Source organism: Cypionkella sp. (assembly GCF_028290025.1).
GTDB lineage: Bacteria > Pseudomonadota > Alphaproteobacteria > Rhodobacterales > Rhodobacteraceae > Cypionkella.
The window spans coordinates 20,991-39,815 of sequence record NZ_JAQGKQ010000108.1 but is presented as its reverse complement, the minus strand read 5'-3'; the positions used below and the strand labels follow the sequence as shown (position 1 = coordinate 39,815).

Below are 18,825 nucleotides of genomic sequence, written 5' to 3'. Positions count from 1 at the left end.
TGTTTTTGCAGCAAAGAGTGCGATTTCTGCCAACCGCCGTTGACCTCACCCCGCGCGAGGGCTATCCACCCCCCGTGGTGCTTTATTCCGAATTGCGGGCCACGTTAAACATTCCGCTAAAGAGGGTCAGGGTCGCAAGCCCCGAAGCCCTTTGGTTTCGGGGTTTTTCTTTGGACCGGAGGGTCTTCGCCATGACCAATGACTGGAAAACGCGCACCAAACTGGTGCATGAGGGTTCGCGCCGTTCGCAATATGGCGAGATGGCCGAGGCGATTTACCTGACCCAAGGTTTCGTCTACCCCACCGCCGAATCCGCCGAGGAACGCTTCATCAAAGCCGGGGATGATGAGTTCATCTACGCCCGCTACGGCAACCCGACCACGCGGATGTTTGAAGAACGCATCGCGGCCCTAGAAGGCACCGAAGACGCTTTCGCCACCGCATCAGGCATGGCCGCCGTCAACGGCGCACTCACCGCCATGCTGCGCGCAGGCGACCACGTTGTATCGTCAAAAGCCTTGTTCGGCTCGTGCCTTTATATCCTCGAAGAAGTCCTCACCCGCTACGGCGTCAACGTCACCTTTGTCGATGGCACAGACCTCGACCAGTGGCGCGCAGCCGTCACCCCCGCCACCAAAGCGGTGTTTTTCGAGTCGATGTCGAACCCCACACTGGAACTCGTCGATATCACCGAAGTCGCCAAAATCGCCCATGCCGTCGGCGCTTTGGTGATCGTCGATAACGTCTTCGCCACCCCGATCTTTAGCCGCGCGGTAGAGCAAGGCGCTGACGTGATTGTCTATTCCACCACCAAACACATCGACGGTCAGGGCCGCGCCTTGGGTGGCGTGATCTGCGGCACCAAAGACTTCATCCGCAAAGTCGCCGAGCCTTACCTGAAGCACACCGGGGCCGCGATGAGCCCCTTCACCGCTTGGATCATGCTCAACGGCATGGCGACTTTGGACCTGCGCTGCCGTGCGATGGCCACATCTGCGCTGAAAATCGCCGAGGTGCTGTCCGCCGATGATCGCATCTCCAAAGTGATCTTTCCCGAGCTTGCCTCGCACCCGCAACACGCACTGGCTATGGCGCAAATGGGTTCGGGCGGTACTTTGGTGACGTTTGATATCAAAGGCGGCAAGGAAGCCGCGTTCAGGTTCTGCAATGCGCTGGAAATCATCAAGATTTCCAACAACTTGGGTGATGCGAAATCCATCGCCACCCATCCCGCCACCACCACCCACCAGCGCCTGCCACAGCCACAAAAAGACGCGCTTGGCATCACGCCGGGGCTGATCCGGCTGTCGGTGGGGCTAGAGGATGTCGGTGATCTGATCGCTGATCTGCAAAACGCGCTGGCCGCAATCTGAACGATAGGGCGGGGTGACATTGCCCCGCCGACTCGCAAAATTGTGAACGCCGTTAATCCAATGTCGCCTTTCGCGCGTATTGCTTCGGACAGGCTTGGGAAAAGGCGGCAACTCGCCTATATTGAAGACCTGCGACCACAGTGGGGAAGCTGCGATGAACATTCATATGCCGGATCTTGATCAACGCCCGGGTCGCGCCGAGGCGGAGGCTGCTTTGGCGACATTGCGGGCTTGGGCGCGGCGTGCCACCGATGCCGAAATTGCAGGTCTTGCCCCCGGTGCTGGTGCGCTGGTCGGTCAAACCTATCCGGTGCTGTCGCGTGAATACCCCGCGCATTTCATTGTGACCGACGCCTATAAAGACTCGATGCCCGATTTGCAAAATGGCCCGGCCAGCCTGATCATCGGCGCCAAGCAAATCATCCAGCACGTCGGCATCTCCAATTTCCGCCTGCCGATCCGCTACCGCACGCGCCACAACGGCCCGCTGACGCTGGAGACTTCGGTGACAGGCACAGTAAGCCTCGAGGCCGAGAAAAAAGGCATCAACATGAGCCGCATCATGCGGTCGTTCTACGGCCATGCCGAGCGTGAGTTTTCTTATAAAGTCATCGAAAATGCGCTCGAAGATTACCTGAAAGACCTCGGCAGCTTTGATGCCCGCATCCAGATGCGCTTTTCGTTCCCCGTCAAAGTGGAATCGCTGCGCTCGGGCCTTTCGGGCTGGCAATACTATGATATCGCTTTGGAATTGGTTGATAAAGCCGGGGTGCGCAAACGCCTGATGCACCTCGATTTCGTCTATTCCAGCACCTGCCCCTGCTCGCTGGAACTCTCCGAACACGCGCGCCAAACCCGTGGCCAACTCGCCACGCCACATTCGCAACGCTCAGTCGCTCGCATCTCGGTGGAACTGGTGGGCGACAAATGCCTGTGGTTTGAAGACCTGATCGACCTTGCCCGCAAGGCCGTGCCGACCGAGACGCAAGTGATGGTGAAGCGCGAAGACGAGCAGGCGTTTGCCGAGCTTAACGCCGCCAACCCGATCTTCGTCGAAGACGCCGCCCGCAGCTTTTGCCTTGCGCTACAGCAAGACAACCGCATCGGCGATTTCCGCATTGTCGCCAGCCACCAAGAAAGCCTGCACAGCCACGACGCAGTTTCCGTGCTGACCGAAGGCCCGACCTTTGCAGCCGACAGCCTCGATCCCAAGCTGTTCGCGAGCCTCTACCACGTTGGCTAATCCACCGCGTTGATTGCCTGATCGAAGCGCCAAACTACTGCCGCGCTTCGATCAACTGCGCTTTGGCCCGCGTCAACCCGGCCGACTTGCCCGATTCCATCAGCGTTTTAAGATCGCACAGCACTATCGAATATGCCTCGGTCGCATCCAGCGCCGCCGCCATCTGTTCATCGTCGCTGCCCGCAAACCCCCAGCTGAGCAGCGTGACCGCCGTGCCATCCTCAAACGGGTCGAGATCAATCTGAACCGTCGATCCGTCGTCCCAGTCCCAAATTATCTGATGTGAGGGCATCATCCGCCGCGCCGTAACGGTGGCCTCGGCCCCCGTCACCATGAAAGTCCATTTGACTGCTTGCCCCACCCGCAACGGCCCATCCGCCTGCGCCAGCCAAAACCCACACAGCCAGTCAGGCTCGGTAAACGCGGTGTAAACGTCTTCCGGCGCCACATCGACAAACATCGTAACCCGCACCTGAGGTTGCTTCACCAGCATATCGCCATCCTTCGCAAAAAGCGTCAGAGAGTGAATGCGGAGAGGGGCGGGAGGTTCCCGGGGCAGCGAGCGAAAGCCGCCCGGACGATTACATTAGCCGCCGCTTAGGTCATCCTCTCTGCGAAAATATCCCCCGCGGAGCGTTCAACTGTTCAGCCTCTCGCAAGCCCAAAAGTTAAAAATCCCTTACCCACCCCCTGCTAAGCCATTGAAATTACGTGCCAGAGCCCTCTGGCCACACGTGGACACAGCCAAACTCACTCCCAGCAAGACACCAAAACCGTCATGCCTAGCCCTGCCGCATTCAAAGCATCCGGCGTCGCCAAATCGGTCGAAGTGGCCGCCGTTACGACCACACCCGAGGCCGTCAAAACCTGCCCGATCATCCCGGCTTGGGCGGCAAAAGCCACGCCATCCGGCAGCAGTTTCGCGCCCTTCACAGCAGGCGGCAACAGCATCCCCAGCACAGCGCCCGTGGCGTCCAGAACTGGGCCGCCCGCATCGCCCGGCAGCACAGGGGCGGCCAGCCGAGAAATCCCAGCCTCGCCGTTCAGTCCCTTCTCCTCCTCCAGCGTGCCGAAAGTCAGCACCGGAGCAGGAAGCTTATCCTCGTAAGAATACCCCGCCACCGCAACCTCAGACCCGAGCCGAACCGCCCCGCCAGCAAACCGCGCGAAAGCCGGCGGAGCCAGCGGCGACACCGGCCGCAAGATCGCAATCCCCGTCGCCTGATCCTGCGCCACCACCGTCGCGTCAGTCGCGTGATCAATCGTCACCCGCCCACATTGCGCCACAGCCTCAACAGTCGTCACCACAACCCCTGAGGCGTCCACAAAGAACCCCGAGCGTGACAGCTTCGGCAACTTCACTTCCATCCCCGCCAGCAACCCCGACCGCGTCGCCGCATCCATCGGCACCAAGCCCGGATCAAGCGCCTTATCGCCAACGCCGCGGAAGCTCGCCTTCAACGCGGGCAAAATCCGGCTCATCCGCTCCGCATCCGCCGGGTTCCAAACCACCAGATAGCCCTTCACCATGCCATCCTTCAGCTCGGCATAAGCATAGCTTTGCACCGCACTAGAGGCCGCATTGATGGTGAAACTTTTCTCCGACTTGCTCCGCTCACCCTCCGCAGGCACCACTTCCAGCGTTTGCAGCACATCATAAAGCCCAGACAGGCTGTCCTGATTGCCCGGCTCGGAGATCAATATCACTTTCAGCCCGGAGTTAGCCTTCTCATTGTAATGCACAAATGGCGGCTCATAATGGTCAAACTCCACCAATGCCATCGGCAGCGTAATCTCAATCCCGGCTTCCGGCTCCGAGATCGAAGCAAAGCCAAACTCCGCCTGATCCGCCTGATAGTTGCCCACCAACGCCGCCCGCTGCTTGCTGGTCAGCACGCCTGTGGCCTCAAACCCATTCGCCTCTTGCCAAGCCGCCATCGAGTTCCGGGTGCCGGGGCCAAAAGCGCCATCAATGCCGCCCTCGTAAAAGCCATACCAAGCCATCGCGGTTTGCAGCGCCTTGCGACCATCCGCGTCCAACTCTGCCTCCGAAGCCTTCGCCTCGCGCACAGTTTCCTCGGCAGGCATCACCTCAATCACCGGGTCAACGGCTTCAATCGCCGGATCTGCCAGCATCGGATCTACTATCAGGGGATCTGACAGCAACGGCTCAACCTCAACCTGCCCGGCAATCGCCCCCACCGGCCAAAATTGCTGGCGATGCGTGGCGTCATCGGTTACAAAGCTGTCGCCCGGAATAGCTCCGTCGCCGCGCAGATCGGACAGCGCGCCAGCGGCGGCTTCCGGCGAATATGGCCCCAGCACGATCGCATACCAGCCGGATGAAAGCTGATACCCCGAGACATTCGGAAACTCGGCGGCATAGGCGCGCGCCCGCGCTTCGGCTTCGGCCAAACTTGGCTGCGCCTCAACCTGCAACCAAGCCTGCTCTTGTGCCGTAGCCATCGAGCCAAACCCAAGCACCGCCAGCAGCGCCAGCACAACCATCCGAAGTCTCATCAAACCGTCCAATCTCAATTTTCGCCAAGCGCCGCAGTCTGGCGAACCTAGCAGAGCACCCCGCAGATGCACGTGCTTTCCGCCCCAGACATAAGCGCCGCATTGACCCTTGGCTGCCTCTTGCCTATGGAGTGGCAACATTTCAAGAGGTCCGTCATGGCTGATGCCCCCAAAGCCCCCCGCAGCTTTCAGGAAATCATCCTGCGTTTGCAGAATTACTGGGCAGCGCAGGGCTGCGCGATCTTGCAGCCCTATGATATGGAGGTCGGCGCGGGCACATTTCACCCCGCCACTACCCTGCGTTCACTGGGCTCGAAGCCTTGGGCCGCCGCCTATGTGCAGCCCTCGCGCCGCCCCACCGATGGCCGCTACGGCGAGAATCCCAACCGCCTGCAGCATTATTATCAATATCAGGTGATCATCAAACCCTCGCCGCCCGATCTGCAAGACCTCTACCTCGGCTCGCTCAAAGCCATTGGCATTGACGCATCCTTGCACGACATCCGCTTTGTCGAGGACGATTGGGAATCCCCCACTCTCGGCGCTTGGGGCTTGGGGTGGGAGATTTGGTGCGACGGCATGGAAGTCTCGCAGTTCACCTATTTCCAGCAAGTCGGCGGCCATGATTGCCGTCCGGTTTCCGGCGAACTCACCTACGGCCTCGAACGCCTCGCGATGTATGTCCTCGGCGTCGATCACGTCATGGACATGCCGTTCAACGACCCCGCCGCGAAAATCCCGCTGACCTATGGCGACATCTTCATGCAGACCGAGGAAGAATACTCGCGCCACAACTTTGATGGTGCCGATACCGAGCAACTTTTCCAACACTTCAAAGATGCCGAGGCCGAATGTCAGCGCCTGCTGGATTTCCCGCCGCTCGACCCGAAATCCGGCAAAACAATCATCATGGCCCACCCGGCCTATGACCAGACCATCAAAGCCAGCCACCTGTTCAACCTGCTTGATGCGCGCGGCGTGATTTCTGTCACCGAACGCCAAGCCTATATTGGCCGCGTCCGCGCGCTGGCGAAGAAATGTGCCGACGCCTTCCGGTTGACCCCGGCCGGTCGGGACGCAACAGGTCAAGACGCAGAGGCGCACTCGTGAATGGCAAATACGTCGCGGGTTTCATTGTGATCGTCGCCGCCATCGCTGGCATCGCCATGTATTGGCTGCAGGAATACGCCTACTATACCCCGGCGACCTTCCAAAAAGGCGCCGAGATCGAACTCACCCTGATCGAATCCGGCCAGCCCGAGGCGATCCTCGTTGACGGCGTCGAAGGCATCACGGCCGACTCCTCGCCGCTGCGCTTCCGCGCCTGCTTCCACACACCCCTCAGCCAAGCCATGCTGACCGAAACCTACAAGCACTACGAAAACGCGGTTCCGCTGATCGCGCCCACGTGGTTCAGCTGCTTTGACGCCACCAAAATCGGCGAAGCCTTGGAAAAGGGGGAGGCCATCGCCTTCCTGTCCCAGGCCAATATCGCCCCCGAAATCGACCGCGTTGTCGCGGTTTTTCCCGATGGCCGCGCCTATGCGTGGCACCAGCTTTCTCCTGAAGCGGAGCAATAAATGTCCGACCTGCTGATCGAACTGTTTTCCGAGGAAATCCCCGCCCGGATGCAAGCCCGCGCCCGTGACGATCTGAAATCCATGATCACCAATGGCTTGGTTGAGGCTGGCCTGACCTATGCCTCGTCGGGCGCGTTCTCGACTCCGCGCCGTCTGGTGCTGTCCATCGAAGGTCTGTCAGCAGAAAGCAAACCCGTCCGCGAGGAACGCAAGGGCCCAAGCGCCTCTGCGCCGCCCGCTGCGATTGAGGGGTTTTTGCGCTCCACCGGGCTGACACTCGATCAGTTGGAACGCCGCGCCGATAAAAAGGGCGAAACGCTTTACGCCGTGATCGAAAAGCCCGGTCGCGCTGCCAGCGTCATCATCGCGGAGGTTTTGGAAACCACTATCCGCACGTTCCCCTGGCCGAAATCCATGCGCTGGGGGTCCGGCACCCTGCGCTGGGTCCGCCCGCTGCACTCCATCCTCTGCCTGCTCTCCGACGAATCCGGCGGCGCAGTCGTTCCCTTGAACATCGACGGCATCCAATCCTCCAACACCACCGCAGGCCACCGCTTCCTGTCGCCCGCCCGCTTCCCCGTCACCAGCTTTGACGACTATGTGGTCAAACTGAAACGCGCCCATGTCGTGCTGGACTCAGCCGAGCGTGAAGCCGCAATCTGGCAAGGCGCGCAGAACCTCGCCTTCGCGGCGGGCATGGAAGTCGTTGAAGACAAGGGCCTTCTCACCGAAGTTGCGGGCCTTGTCGAATGGCCTGTCCCGCTGATGGGCCGCATCGCCGACACCTTCCTCGCCCTGCCGCCCGAGGTTTTGCAGACCTCTATGAAGGAACACCAGAAGTTCTTCTCGGTGCGCAATCCCAAAACGGGCCGGATAGAGGGCTTCATCACCGTCGCCAATACCGAGACGGCAGATCACGGCGAGACGATCCTGAAGGGCAACCAAAAGGTGCTGTCCGCCCGCCTGTCGGATGCAAAATTCTTCTGGGAAAACGATCTGCGCGTGGCGAAAGCCAACCCCGATTCCCCGATGCAGGAATGGCTCGACGGCCTGAAATCCGTCACCTTCCACAACAAACTTGGCTCCCAAGCCGACCGCATCGCCCGCATCGCAGCCCTTGCCCGCGAAATCGCCCCCTTGGTCAAAGCCGACCCCGATCTCGCCGAGCAAGCCGCAAAACTCGCCAAAGCCGACCTCCGCTCCGCCATGGTCGGCGAATTCCCCGAACTGCAAGGTCTGATGGGCATGTACTACGCCCGCGAAGCTGGCCTGCCCGAACCCGTGGCCCTCGCCGCCCGCGACCACTACTCCCCCCTCGGCCCCACCGACACCGTGCCGAGCGACCCAGTTTCCGTCGCCGTGGCGTTGGCTGATAAAATCGACACCCTGACCGGCTTCTGGGCCATTGACGAAAAACCTACGGGGTCGAAAGACCCGTTCGCGCTGCGTCGGGCGGCACTGGGGGTTATTCGGTTGGTATTGGGGAATGAGGTGCGGGCGAGGCTTGAGTTTGTGTTTCGACCTCGCATAAATGGTCTTGCTACAGAAAATGCGTCGTCCGCCCTAAATCGCATTGCAGACCTATTCTTGGAAATATCCCGCGGCGAAGAGTTTTGTAATCGACCAGCTTCCTACGCGCTTCATGAGGCTCGTTGCGAAGCAAAGCTCGGACTCATTTTGCCGGAAGATATCGAAGTGATTAATAACGTACTTGAAAGCTATTCTGACTGGCATCTCGACCATATTGATAACGTTCTTTCTGACGATGGACATGGCGATGTAAACCAATTTGAGATCACTGAAGCTATTCGGAATTCAGCGGACAAACTGGGCAAGATGTCGAGGAAGAAGACGAAAATTCTCGGACGTGTGTCCGCCTCATCCGACCTCCTCGCCTTCTTCCACGACCGCCTGAAAGTCTTCCTGAAAGACCAAGGCATCCGCCATGATGTGATCGACGCTTGCCTTGCTATGCCCGGCAATGATGACCTCACCCTGCTGGTCAAACGTGCCGAGGCGCTCGCCGCCTTCCTGAAAACCGAAGACGGCCCGAACCTGCTGCAAGGCTTCAAACGCGCCAACACCATCCTGACCCAAGCCGAGGCCAAAGACGGCGTAGAATACTCCTACGGCGCCGATCCAAAGTTCGCGGAAACCGACGAAGAACGCGCGCTGTTCGCAGCCCTCGACACCGCCGAAGCGCAGATCACCCCCGCGATGCGCCGCGAAGATTTCGCCGCCGCGATGGCCGCGATGGCGCAACTGCGCGCCCCGATCGACGCCTTCTTCACCGCCGTTCAGGTCAATTCCGACAACCCGATCATCCGCCGCAACCGCCTGAACCTGCTGCACCGCATCCGCGCGATTTGCGCAGGCGTGGCCGATCTGACCCGCATAGATGGCTAAATAACACCGCGAAAGCGGGGGATTCGCCCAAACAAGGTTAATCCCCTGCCACCTCGCCAAAGTGGAATCTTAGATGGCCGCTTTCTGGCCGCTTAATGGCCGTTTGTTGGGTCATTAACCTTTCATCAAAACGGCCAATTAACCAAGCTACCACAACGCTTGCACCAAGCCCCACCCAGTGTATCCTGCGCCCGCAAAGTAAAGGTGCCGCAGTGCAGAAAATCGCCGAGTTCGCAGAGATCACCCCGAGTGCCGACATCCGCACCTCAGCCCACGGCTGGCGTGCGAAATGCCTGCAACGGCTGGTCCGGCTTGATCTTCCGGTTCCGGAAACGGTGGCCCTCCCGGCGCAAACCGTGCGGTCAATCGCGGCTGGTCATCCCGTTGATGTCAAAGCAATATTGACTCATTTTGGTGCAATGCCGTTGCTTTCCGTGCGCCCATCGCCCGAGAATCCCGACTGGGGTGGCCCCGGAACCGTGCTGAATATCGGCATGAACGCCGCCCAACATACCCGTCTTGTCGAAACCAACGGCCGTGAAGCGGCAGATGCCATTTACCTGCGTTTTGTGCAAGGTTACGCCACTCATGTGGCTCGATTAGACCCAGATATGTTCGATTCCGGCAAGCCAAATGCCGACAGCCTACGGGACGCGCTGCGGCATTATGAGCGCGAAATGGAAGAACCGTTCCCCGAAGACCCGGCCCAGCAACTGTCCGAAGTGCTACGTTCGATGGCCCGCGCATGGGAAGGCACCTCCGCCCGCCTGCTGCGTCAAGCCAAAGGCGCGCCGGTTGAAGCTACTTTGGGACTGGTGGTGCAGCAGATGGCGCAGGGTATCGGGCAGGGGATTTCCGGTTCTGGCGTCATGCAATTCATTGATCCGGTTACAGGATTGCCCTTGGTGAAGGGTCGCTACTTGGGCCAATCGCAAGGCCGCGATGCGCTGAAAAAGACCGAGGCGCTTTACCTAACCCGCGACAAACGCGGGCCGTCGTTAGAGGATATCGCCCCGGAAATTTTCGCCGATCTGATCCGCCATGGTGCTGTGTGTCGGCAAAAATTGCGTGAAGAAATGCAGATTGAGTTCACCATCGAGGACGGCAAACTTTCGGTGCTGGATGCGGTGAAAGTTCAACGCTCGGCCCGTGCCGGCCTGAAAATCGCCGTGGCATTGGCCGATGACGGCATCATCAGCCGCGAGGAAGCCGTGCTGCGTGTGGAACCCCGCGCGCTGTCGGAACTGCTGCATCCACAGGTCGATATGCGGTCGGTGCGCGACGTCTTTGCCAAGGGCATCGCAGCTTCTCCGGGCGCTGCGGTGGGGCGGATCGTGTTCTCGTCGCAGGCGGCTCAGGCGAGTGCGGCGAGGGGTGAGCCTTGCATCATGGTGCGCCGTGAAACCGCACCCGAAGATATTCGCGGAATGCACGCCGCCGTTGGTGTGGTGACAGAACGCGGTGGAGTGACCTCACATGCGGCCGTGATTGCCCGCGGTTTGGGCGTCCCCTGCGTGGTGGGTGCGTCTGGTATGCGACTGGATCCAAAGGAAAAACGCCTGACTGCCGCCGATGGCCGCACCTTCGCTGAGGGCGATTTGATAACCGTTGATGGCACCACTGGTGATGTGCTGGCGGGCGCTGCCGAGATGCTCGCCCCGGCCTTGGACGACGCCTTCCGCAAGTTGCTCGGCTGGGCCGACAGCTTCCGGGATATCGGTATCCGCGCCAACGCCGACACTCCCGCCGATGCCGCGACCGCCCGGCAATTTGAGGCGCAAGGCATTGGCCTGTGTCGCACCGAGCATATGTTTTTCGACGAAGACCGCCTAGTGGTAATGCGCGAAATGATCTTCGCCGACACCTCGACGGATCGCGCGGCTGCCCTTGCACGGTTACTGCCGATGCAGCGCGCTGACTTTGTGCAGCTGTTCGAGATCATGGCGGGCCTGCCGGTTTGCATCCGCCTGTTCGATCCGCCCTTGCACGAGTTCCTGCCGCACAGCCGAGAGGGTCTACGCGAACTCGCCGAAGCTCTCGACCGCCCCTTGTCCGAAGTCACCCGCCGCGCTGAGGCATTAGCCGAGTTCAACCCGATGCTGGGGATGCGTGGTGTGCGGCTTGGCGTGGTGCTGCCAGAAATCTACGCGATGCAGGCGCAGGCGATCTTTGAAGCGACGGTCGAACTTGCCCGCAAAGGCACTCCGGTGATCCCCGAAATCATGATCCCGCTGGTGTCAGCGCGTCGTGAAGTTGAGCTGGTCAAAAGCCATATCGACGCAGTCGCGGCGTCAGTGCGAACGAAATCCGGCGTGGCGTTCCAGTTTAAACTCGGCGTCATGGTGGAAACGCCGCGTGCGGCCTTGCGCGCTGGTGAGATTGCGCAGCATGCGGATTTTCTGTCTTTCGGGACCAATGATCTGACACAGATGACCTACGGCTTGTCCCGGGATGACGCTGGTCGCTTTATGAATACCTATGTGCAGCAAGGGGTGTTTCCGGAAGATCCATTCCATACTTTGGACGTCGATGGCGTTGGGGAACTGCTGCTTATCGGCTCCGAACGGGGTCGCGCGACGCGCCCAGACCTGACGGTCTCGATTTGTGGCGAGCATGGCGGCAACCCCGAATCGATAGGGTTTTGCCGCAAAGCCGGGTTCGATTATGTGTCGTGCAGCCCCTATCGGGTGCCATTGGCCCGGCTGGCAGCGGCCCATTTAGCGTTAGCTGATCGTGTGGATGTCCGCAAAATAAACCCAATATCATGAGCATACAACCTTAAGTGAATGTATAGCGTTAAGATTTTGCGCGGAAAACCGCTCAAATGTACTAAAATAATGTGGTAAATTTGCCGCAGATCTGGACCGATGCAAAATCCTTGTTTAGCCAAATTCCTCGTCGTGTGGGGCTGCTCCCGCCGACGCTGCTGAAACGAACTGGGATACACTAATATGCGCATCCACCAAGCCTGGACGAGCGCCGCTGCGGCGCTTTGGGTCCTTAGCGGGGCCGCCTTTGCCGATGTGACGGTAAGCCATTCCAACGATCCCACCCTGCTGATGGGATCGCAAATGGCGTCTTTGTTCGGGGCGGAGCGCAAGGCAGTTGATGCGTTGCCCGAGGCTAGACTGACTGCGATGGCGGTAGGGCCGAAAGCTGCCGTGCCCGTGATCGCAAAGCCGATGAAGGTGCAGAAAATTGCCAACCAAGCCGTTCTGCAGAACCCGATTTTGATCAGCTATTCGGTCGAATGGTTGCAGAGCCAACCCGCTCCGGCAGGTGATCAGCAGTGGCAGTGTCTCAAGACCGCGATCTATTTTGAGGCGCGCGGCGAAACCTTAAAAGGTCAGTTTGCGGTCGCAGAAGTCGTTCTTAACCGGGTGGACAGCCCGCGGTATCCCAAGACCATCTGCGGCGTCGTGCAGCAACGCGGCAGTGGATCTTGCGCATTTTCGTATTCTTGCGATGGCAATAAAGACGTGATGACCGACCGCAGTTCAGCCGAAGTTGCCGGTCGTATCGCCCGCGTGATGCTGGATGGCGCTCCGCGCGCTTTGACCGCTGGCGCTACCTATTTTCACACGCGCGCTGTAAGCCCATCTTGGTCGCGCAAATTTGACCGCACTGCGGCCATTGGCTCGCATCTGTTTTACCGCCAACCCTAAGGACTTATTCGAGTCGCTAAGGTCGTGCCCCTTGCGCTTGGTGTCGGGTTCGGACTAGGCGCTGTGCAGGGCGCGCGCTAGTTTGTCCTGAACGCGTTCCGCCTTCGGGGGCTATATGACAAGCGACATCCGCCTAGCCTTTGCCCACCCGGAGGAGCGTTCGATCGCTTCGGCCACCGCAGATCCGCGTGATCGTATCAGCCTACGCGACCATATCGTCGAGGTCGACATTGGAGCGTTTCAAAAAGAGCGTGGCCATACTCAGCGCGTGCTTTTCAATATCGTGGTCGAGGTGCGCCCCGCCGCGCAGCCGCTCAACGATGATGTTGATTTGATCCTTTCTTATGACACCCTTACCGAGGCGATCGCGACCGAACTTGCGGCAGAACGGTTGAATCTGCTGGAAACTCTCGCCGAGCGTCTCGCCGAACGTATACTCGCCGAGCCGCAGGCGATGCGGGTTTTCGTCCGCGTCGAAAAACTGGATGTGGGTCCCTATAAGCTGGGCGTGGAAATCGTGCGCAGCCGCGCCGAGGATGCCGTCAAGATGATCGGGCAGGATGGCGAAGAAGCCGCTGTGCATCCTTTGGTGGTTTTCCTAAGCAACGCTGCGATCGGCGCCGTCGATCTGGCTGCACGGCTGGATGGCTGGCAGGCGCAGGGCCGCCCGGTGATTTTGGCCGTGGGCCTGCCCAATATGGATCGTCCCCAAACCGGGCATAAGCCTACTCAGCGCCGGGTGGACCTGTTGGCCATTGAGCAAAACGCTTGGGTGCTGGCCGCCCGAGACCCGCGCTGCGTGGTGATGGCAACGCGCACCGAAATTGATTGGGCGATAAAGCGCGGTCAGATGGTGGTTTGGGCTCCGTCTAAACTGGTGCTGGATGCCGTCGATGGCCCGCAAAGTCGCGAACCGGTTGCGATGGCGTTGTGGCTCGCCGAATTGATGGCCGCGGACCGTCTGATCGTTCACGGCGATGTTGCACTTCCAGCAGGAAGCCGCGTGCGGATCGAACAGGTCTGACGCTTCCCTCTTGCGACAAAAGGCTTTGAGTTTTACCACAAGCCTATGACCTATATCCGCCCTATTCCGATGACCGATCCCGCTCGCCCGACGGATGCCTTGCCGCTGGCAGGCGGCTGGTGTTGGTTCTCACATGTTGAATTGCTTGACCGTGATGAAGCGCCCCGCCTTTTGCACGTAAGCGATCTGGATGCCGAAACAAGGCGTCGCCTATCAAGTTCCCGGATGGCGTTTGGCGGCCTTACGATGGATCGGCCTCGGATCATGGGCATCCTGAATGTGACGCCCGACAGTTTTTCTGATGGCGGTCTGTTTCTGCGCCCGGAAGCGGCGTTGATGCAGGCGCGCAAAATGGCCACGGGCGCGGACATCATCGACATCGGTGGCGAAAGCACGCGCCCCGGCGCGGCCGAAGTCTCAGCCGACGAGGAAACCGCTCGCACCGCGCCTGTGATTGCGGCGCTGCGGGGGGGCGGCTTGGATTTGCCGATTTCAATCGACACCCGCAAGGCTTCGGTGGCCAGCGCGGCATTTGACGCAGGTGCATCCATCTTGAACGACGTGACGGCGCTGCAATTTGATAAGACCATGGCTGAAATTGCCGCAGCCTCTGGCCGCCCTGTGATCCTGATGCACTCCATCGCCACGCCACAGACTATGCAGGTCGACCCCCATTATGACGATGTCCTGCTGGACGTTTATGACGCCCTCGCTGCCCGTCTGGCCGAGGCCATCGCCGCTGGCATCCCGCGTGAAAAGCTGGCGATCGATCCCGGCATCGGTTTTGGTAAAACCCTGCAGCATAACCTGCTCTTGCTGTCACGGCTGTCGCTGTTTCATAATCTCGGAGTTCCCGTGCTGCTTGGAGCTTCACGCAAACGCTTCATTGGCACGATCGGTGCTGAGGCGGATGCCGCAAAACGTCTTCCGGGTAGCCTTGCCGTGGCGTTGGCCGGGGTGGCGCAAGGTATGCAGATGATCCGCGTGCATGACGTAGCCGAGACTCGTCAGGCTTTGTCCTTATGGCAAGCAGCAATAACAGGAGTGGCGCAATGACCCGCAAACTTTTCGGAACCGACGGCGTGCGGGGCACTGCCAACAGCTATCCGATGACCGCCGAGATGGCGCTGAAACTGGGTGCGGCGGCGGGTCAATACTTTCGACGCGATGGCTCAACGGCCCACCGCGTGGTGATTGGCAAGGACACCAGGCTGTCGGGCTATATGCTGGAGAACGCGTTGACGGCGGGGCTTACCAGCACTGGCATGAACGTGTTGTTGCTCGGTCCGGTGCCGACGCCAGCGGTGGGCTTTCTGACGCGTTCGATGCGCGCCGATCTAGGGGTAATGATCAGCGCCTCGCACAATCCGCACTACGACAACGGCATCAAGTTCTTTGGTCCGGATGGCTTCAAGCTGTCCGACATCGCCGAAGCCGAGATTGAGCTCCTGGTAGAGGCTGATCCAAGCCTCTCGCCGCCCGAAAACATTGGCCGCGCTAAGCGGATTGATGACGCGGTGGGGCGGTACCAAGAATTCGTCAAGACCACTTTCCCAGGCGGGTTGAGGCTCGACGGCCTGAAGGTGGTCATCGACTGCGCAAACGGGGCCGCCTACAAGGCCGCACCTGAAGTGCTGTGGGAACTCGGCGCCGAGGTGATCGCGGTGGGCGTCAGCCCGAACGGCAAAAATATCAACCATCGCTGCGGCTCCACTTACACCCAGACGGCGGCGGAGGCGGTTGTGGCACATGGCGCGCATGTGGGGATCAGCTTGGATGGCGATGCAGATCGGGTGATGATCTTAGATGAGACAGGTCGCGTGGCCGACGGTGATCAGATCATGGCGCTGCTGGCAGGGCGCTGGGCCGACAGCGGGCGTCTTCAGGGCGGCACCTTGGTTGCAACCGTAATGTCCAATCTGGGGCTGGAGCGGTTCATGACAGGCCGAGGGCTGCGGCTGGAACGCACCTCAGTCGGGGATCGCTACGTCGTGGAAGCGATGCGGCGCGGTGGGTTCAATCTGGGGGGTGAGCAGTCGGGTCATATCGTGATGACAGACTACGCCACCACGGGTGATGGCCTGATCGCCGGCCTGCAGTTCTTGGCCGAGATGGCGCGGTCAGGCAAGCCTGCGAGCAGTCTGGTGCGACAATTTGAAACTGTGCCGCAGTTACTGAAAAACGTTCGCTACGCACCGGGGTTGGAGCCGTTGAAAGCCGAAGCCGTCAGGGCCGTCATCGCGGCAAAGGAGGTCGCGATAGCCGGTAAGGGGCGGATATTGATCCGCAAGTCCGGCACCGAACCGCTGATCCGGGTGATGGCGGAATGTGAGGATGAGGCGATGCTGCGCGATGTGGTCGATGAGATTGTAGGGGCGGTGGAGGCCGCGGTCTGAGGGTGTCCACGCGGGGACACACCCGATTATCGTTTAGAAACAAATGGCTAAGAATTGCGTTAACGTAATTTTAACGCTTGAGTGGGGGTTGTTGCTAAACGCTGTTATCGTCAAAGCGCCACTTTCGATAACGAAGTCCGCCGGATGCATTCCCCTACTAGGACCGACAGGAAAGTAGCAGCAACCGTTAGCAAAATTGGCTTATCCGCCATAGCGCCCCGTGCGAGGGGTGACAAGAATATTGGGTGCATCAGATAAATCGCCATCGACATGAATGCGACCCATCTGGAGGCCGACGTGTCCGGAATGGAGAAGTTTAGGGCAAGCAAAACCAGCACCAACCCTATTAGCACTCCGATTGGCGCTTCGCCGCTAGTACCGAATACTCCTGCAAAAGACAAAATCGCTGCGGAAAGAACTATACACTGTCTAACGGGCGAGCTTCCAGCCGAGCGCAACGCAACCCCTATTACAAGCGGAGGGATGGCTGCGGCCCATTCCAATAGGGGATGTCCTAAAGTCGCGTTCGCGAGACTGTCCGATACCGGAAGCGCGAAAAGGCAAAGCACAAGACTAAAGCCGAAAAAGCCCCGCGTCTGCAGACTTACACGCCGTTCAAGTCCGCTCAATGCCACCAATGCGAAAAAACTAAACGGTAAAAACCACAAGTGCAGCGCAGGTCCGCAAAGCAGCATTGAGGAACTGAATTCATCGGAAAGTGGATGGTTTGAATGCATCGCCTGCGCAGTCTTGGCCAGCGCGTAGATCGCAGACCAGACCACCCACGGACGAAGCAATCGGTTAGCACGATCAGCCACTGCGCGCTCGAAGGGTATCAAAGGTGACGCATTCATCACTATGAGCAAAAGCAGGAACACGGTCAGTCCTGACAGTCCCAGACTTGCTTGCGGGGCTTTTGCGTGGAACCACACTATGCCAAAGGCGGCCAATCCTCGAAGGAGATCAATCGAGCCGTTTCGCGGGGAGCCAGCCATATTTCGCCCAGCCCTTAATGTGTTGCCAAACAAAAGCCCTAAACGCTCGCAAACGCAAACGTTAGTTTAAGCAGCTGTTGTCGCCGTTTGAGAGCAACTTGACAGCAAGCATATGAGCCATGTTCAATTAACTGCCGCAGCGGTTTGATGCATCCCAAGCATAAAGGCCGGAGACTTCTCACCGGCCTTTTGCAAAGATATCGCGACGTTTTCAGAGTTTGTCGCGACCCATCGCCAGCACGCAGAGCAGCGTGATCACCGACGCCGCCAGCAGGTAGTAGCCGACATAGGCCATGCCGTAACTCGCTTGCAGGTAGGTTGCGGCGTAGGGGGCGAGGGATGCGCCAAAGATGCCCGCGAAGTTGAAGGTCAGCGACGAGCCGGTGTAGCGCACTCGGGTTGGGAAGGGTGCTGCAAGGGCTGCGCCGATCACGCCGTAAGTTAGGCCCATTAGGAACAGGCCAACGGTGACGAAAATGTAGATGTTGGACTCGGGCTGTGCAGCGCCGCCCATGAGCGGTTCTAGCGCAAAAGAGAACATGCCGATCAGTACCGTCACCACCAGAAGGAAGCTGTAGCGGCCAACGCGGTCGGCAATCTTGCCAGCCAGCGGAATTGCCAGCCCGAAGATCACCGCGCCGAAGATCTGGATCAGCAGCGCGTCTTTGAACGGGATTTTTAGCACTTTGACGTTGTAAGACAAAAGCCATGCCGTGCAGATGTAGAACAGCACGAAGGTCACGAGGGCTACGAAGGTGCCGAGGAACAGGCTGCGTTTGTGGTTCTTGAACACTTCGGCAACCGGGATTTCGACGCGCTCGTGCTTCTCGATCGCTTTGGCGAACTCGGGTGTTTCCGAGATCGACAGCCGGACCCAGAGGCCGATGGCGATCAGCAGGATTGAGGCTAGGAACGGCAGGCGCCAGCCCCAGCTGAGGAAATCTTCTTCGGTGATGAAGTGCAGCAGCACCCAGAAAAAGCCTGACGACAAAAACAGTCCGAGGGGTGCGCCGAGTTGGGGGAACATGCCGTACCAGCTGCGTTTGCCTTCGGGGGCGTTCTCAGTTGCGAGCAACACCGCGCCGCCCCATTCGCCACCGAGGCCAAAGCCTTGTCCAAAGCGGCAGAGGGCGAGCAGTAGCGGAGCCGCGACGCCGATCTGGTCGTAGGTAGGCAGCAGGCCGATGATCACGGTGGAGACGCCCATGGTCAGGAGGGCAGCTACCAGAGTGACCTTGCGGCCGATGCGGTCGCCGAAGTGGCCAAAAACGACCGCGCCAAACGGGCGGGCGAAGAAGGCGATGGAGAAGGTGGCAAAGCTCGCCAGTAGTGCCGTCGTCGGGTCCGAGCCGGGGAAGAATAGGGCAGGGAACACGAGGACGGCGGCGGTGGCGTAGGCGTAGAAATCGAAGAACTCGATTGTGGTGCCGATCAGGCTGGCCAGCAGCACGCGTGCCGGGGAGTTCTGCGGTTTGGCCGCAGCGGGCGTGTTGCCCGAAGAAACATCAGTCATTTTTATATGCCGGTAATTTAGTTGCGTTTCTGGCTACGGGGATGATCGCAGCCGCGATGGGTGGGCGTTATACTTTTGTGATTGTGAGCGAAAGCTTAAACGGGCCGGAT

The 18,825-nt window shown here is 59.6% G+C and carries 14 protein-coding genes and 1 riboswitch; of the genes, 10 read left to right on the top strand and 4 right to left on the bottom strand.

Annotated elements, in window-relative coordinates:
- Positions 1-64: 64 nt before the first annotated feature.
- A riboswitch (SAM riboswitch) is annotated at positions 65-141 on the top strand.
- Positions 142-191: 50 nt separating this feature from the next.
- Together metZ and folE2 are read left to right on the top strand one after the other, a co-directional pair.
- Entirely contained in the window at positions 192-1,373 is a 1,182-nt protein-coding gene (metZ, locus tag JWS10_RS19060; RefSeq protein ID WP_299509371.1) for an O-succinylhomoserine sulfhydrylase, read from the top strand.
- Between the two features lie 154 nt (positions 1,374-1,527).
- Positions 1,528-2,616 (top strand): GTP cyclohydrolase FolE2, encoded by a 1,089-nt coding sequence (gene folE2 / locus JWS10_RS19055; RefSeq protein ID WP_299509370.1) that lies wholly within the window; start codon positions 1,528-1,530, stop codon positions 2,614-2,616.
- Positions 2,617-2,650: 34 nt separating this feature from the next.
- On the opposite strand, the gene JWS10_RS19050 is transcribed toward folE2, so the two are convergent.
- Together JWS10_RS19050 and JWS10_RS19045 are read right to left on the bottom strand one after the other, a co-directional pair.
- Complete coding sequence (locus JWS10_RS19050) at positions 2,651-3,109, bottom strand: SRPBCC domain-containing protein (protein WP_299509369.1); 459 nt, start codon at positions 3,107-3,109, stop codon at positions 2,651-2,653.
- Positions 3,110-3,366: 257 nt separating this feature from the next.
- Positions 3,367-5,136 carry a serine protease gene (locus JWS10_RS19045; protein ID WP_299509367.1) on the bottom strand — a complete coding sequence of 590 codons (1,770 nt, stop codon included), beginning with the start codon at positions 5,134-5,136 and terminating at the stop codon, positions 3,367-3,369.
- A 156-nt stretch (positions 5,137-5,292) separates the two neighbouring features.
- Between JWS10_RS19045 and JWS10_RS19040 the strand changes: the two genes are divergently transcribed.
- From JWS10_RS19040 to glmM, 8 genes are all read left to right on the top strand, one after another.
- A complete protein-coding gene (locus JWS10_RS19040) occupies positions 5,293-6,246 on the top strand; it encodes a glycine--tRNA ligase subunit alpha (RefSeq protein ID WP_299509365.1) in 954 nt (317 codons plus the stop codon).
- Between the two features lie 26 nt (positions 6,247-6,272).
- Positions 6,273-6,716: a DUF6446 family protein gene (locus JWS10_RS19035; RefSeq protein WP_299509364.1), complete on the top strand. Its 444-nt coding sequence runs from the start codon at positions 6,273-6,275 to the stop codon at positions 6,714-6,716.
- Positions 6,717-9,122 (top strand): glycine--tRNA ligase subunit beta, encoded by a 2,406-nt coding sequence (glyS, locus tag JWS10_RS19030; RefSeq protein ID WP_299509363.1) that lies wholly within the window; start codon positions 6,717-6,719, stop codon positions 9,120-9,122. It abuts the gene before it with no gap.
- Between the two features lie 212 nt (positions 9,123-9,334).
- Positions 9,335-11,890, top strand: coding sequence for a putative PEP-binding protein (locus JWS10_RS19025; protein WP_299509361.1), 2,556 nt, complete (start codon positions 9,335-9,337; stop codon positions 11,888-11,890).
- A 183-nt stretch (positions 11,891-12,073) separates the two neighbouring features.
- Positions 12,074-12,787, top strand: coding sequence for a cell wall hydrolase (locus tag JWS10_RS19020; RefSeq protein ID WP_299509359.1), 714 nt, complete (start codon positions 12,074-12,076; stop codon positions 12,785-12,787).
- A 115-nt stretch (positions 12,788-12,902) separates the two neighbouring features.
- A complete protein-coding gene (locus JWS10_RS19015; RefSeq protein ID WP_299509358.1) occupies positions 12,903-13,811 on the top strand; it encodes a dihydroneopterin aldolase in 909 nt (302 codons plus the stop codon).
- A 45-nt stretch (positions 13,812-13,856) separates the two neighbouring features.
- Complete coding sequence (gene folP, locus JWS10_RS19010; RefSeq protein ID WP_299509357.1) at positions 13,857-14,867, top strand: dihydropteroate synthase; 1,011 nt, start codon at positions 13,857-13,859, stop codon at positions 14,865-14,867.
- Positions 14,864-16,207 (top strand): phosphoglucosamine mutase, encoded by a 1,344-nt coding sequence (glmM, locus tag JWS10_RS19005; RefSeq protein WP_299509356.1) that lies wholly within the window; start codon positions 14,864-14,866, stop codon positions 16,205-16,207. The genes folP and glmM overlap by 4 nt, the downstream gene beginning before the upstream one ends.
- A gap of 110 nt (positions 16,208-16,317) precedes the next feature.
- On the opposite strand, the gene JWS10_RS19000 is transcribed toward glmM, so the two are convergent.
- Together JWS10_RS19000 and JWS10_RS18995 are read right to left on the bottom strand one after the other, a co-directional pair.
- A complete protein-coding gene (locus JWS10_RS19000; RefSeq protein WP_299509355.1) occupies positions 16,318-17,202 on the bottom strand; it encodes an acyltransferase family protein in 885 nt (294 codons plus the stop codon).
- 211 nt (positions 17,203-17,413) lie between these two features.
- Entirely contained in the window at positions 17,414-18,715 is a 1,302-nt protein-coding gene (locus JWS10_RS18995; RefSeq protein WP_299509354.1) for an MFS transporter, read from the bottom strand.
- Positions 18,716-18,825 lie beyond the last annotated feature (110 nt).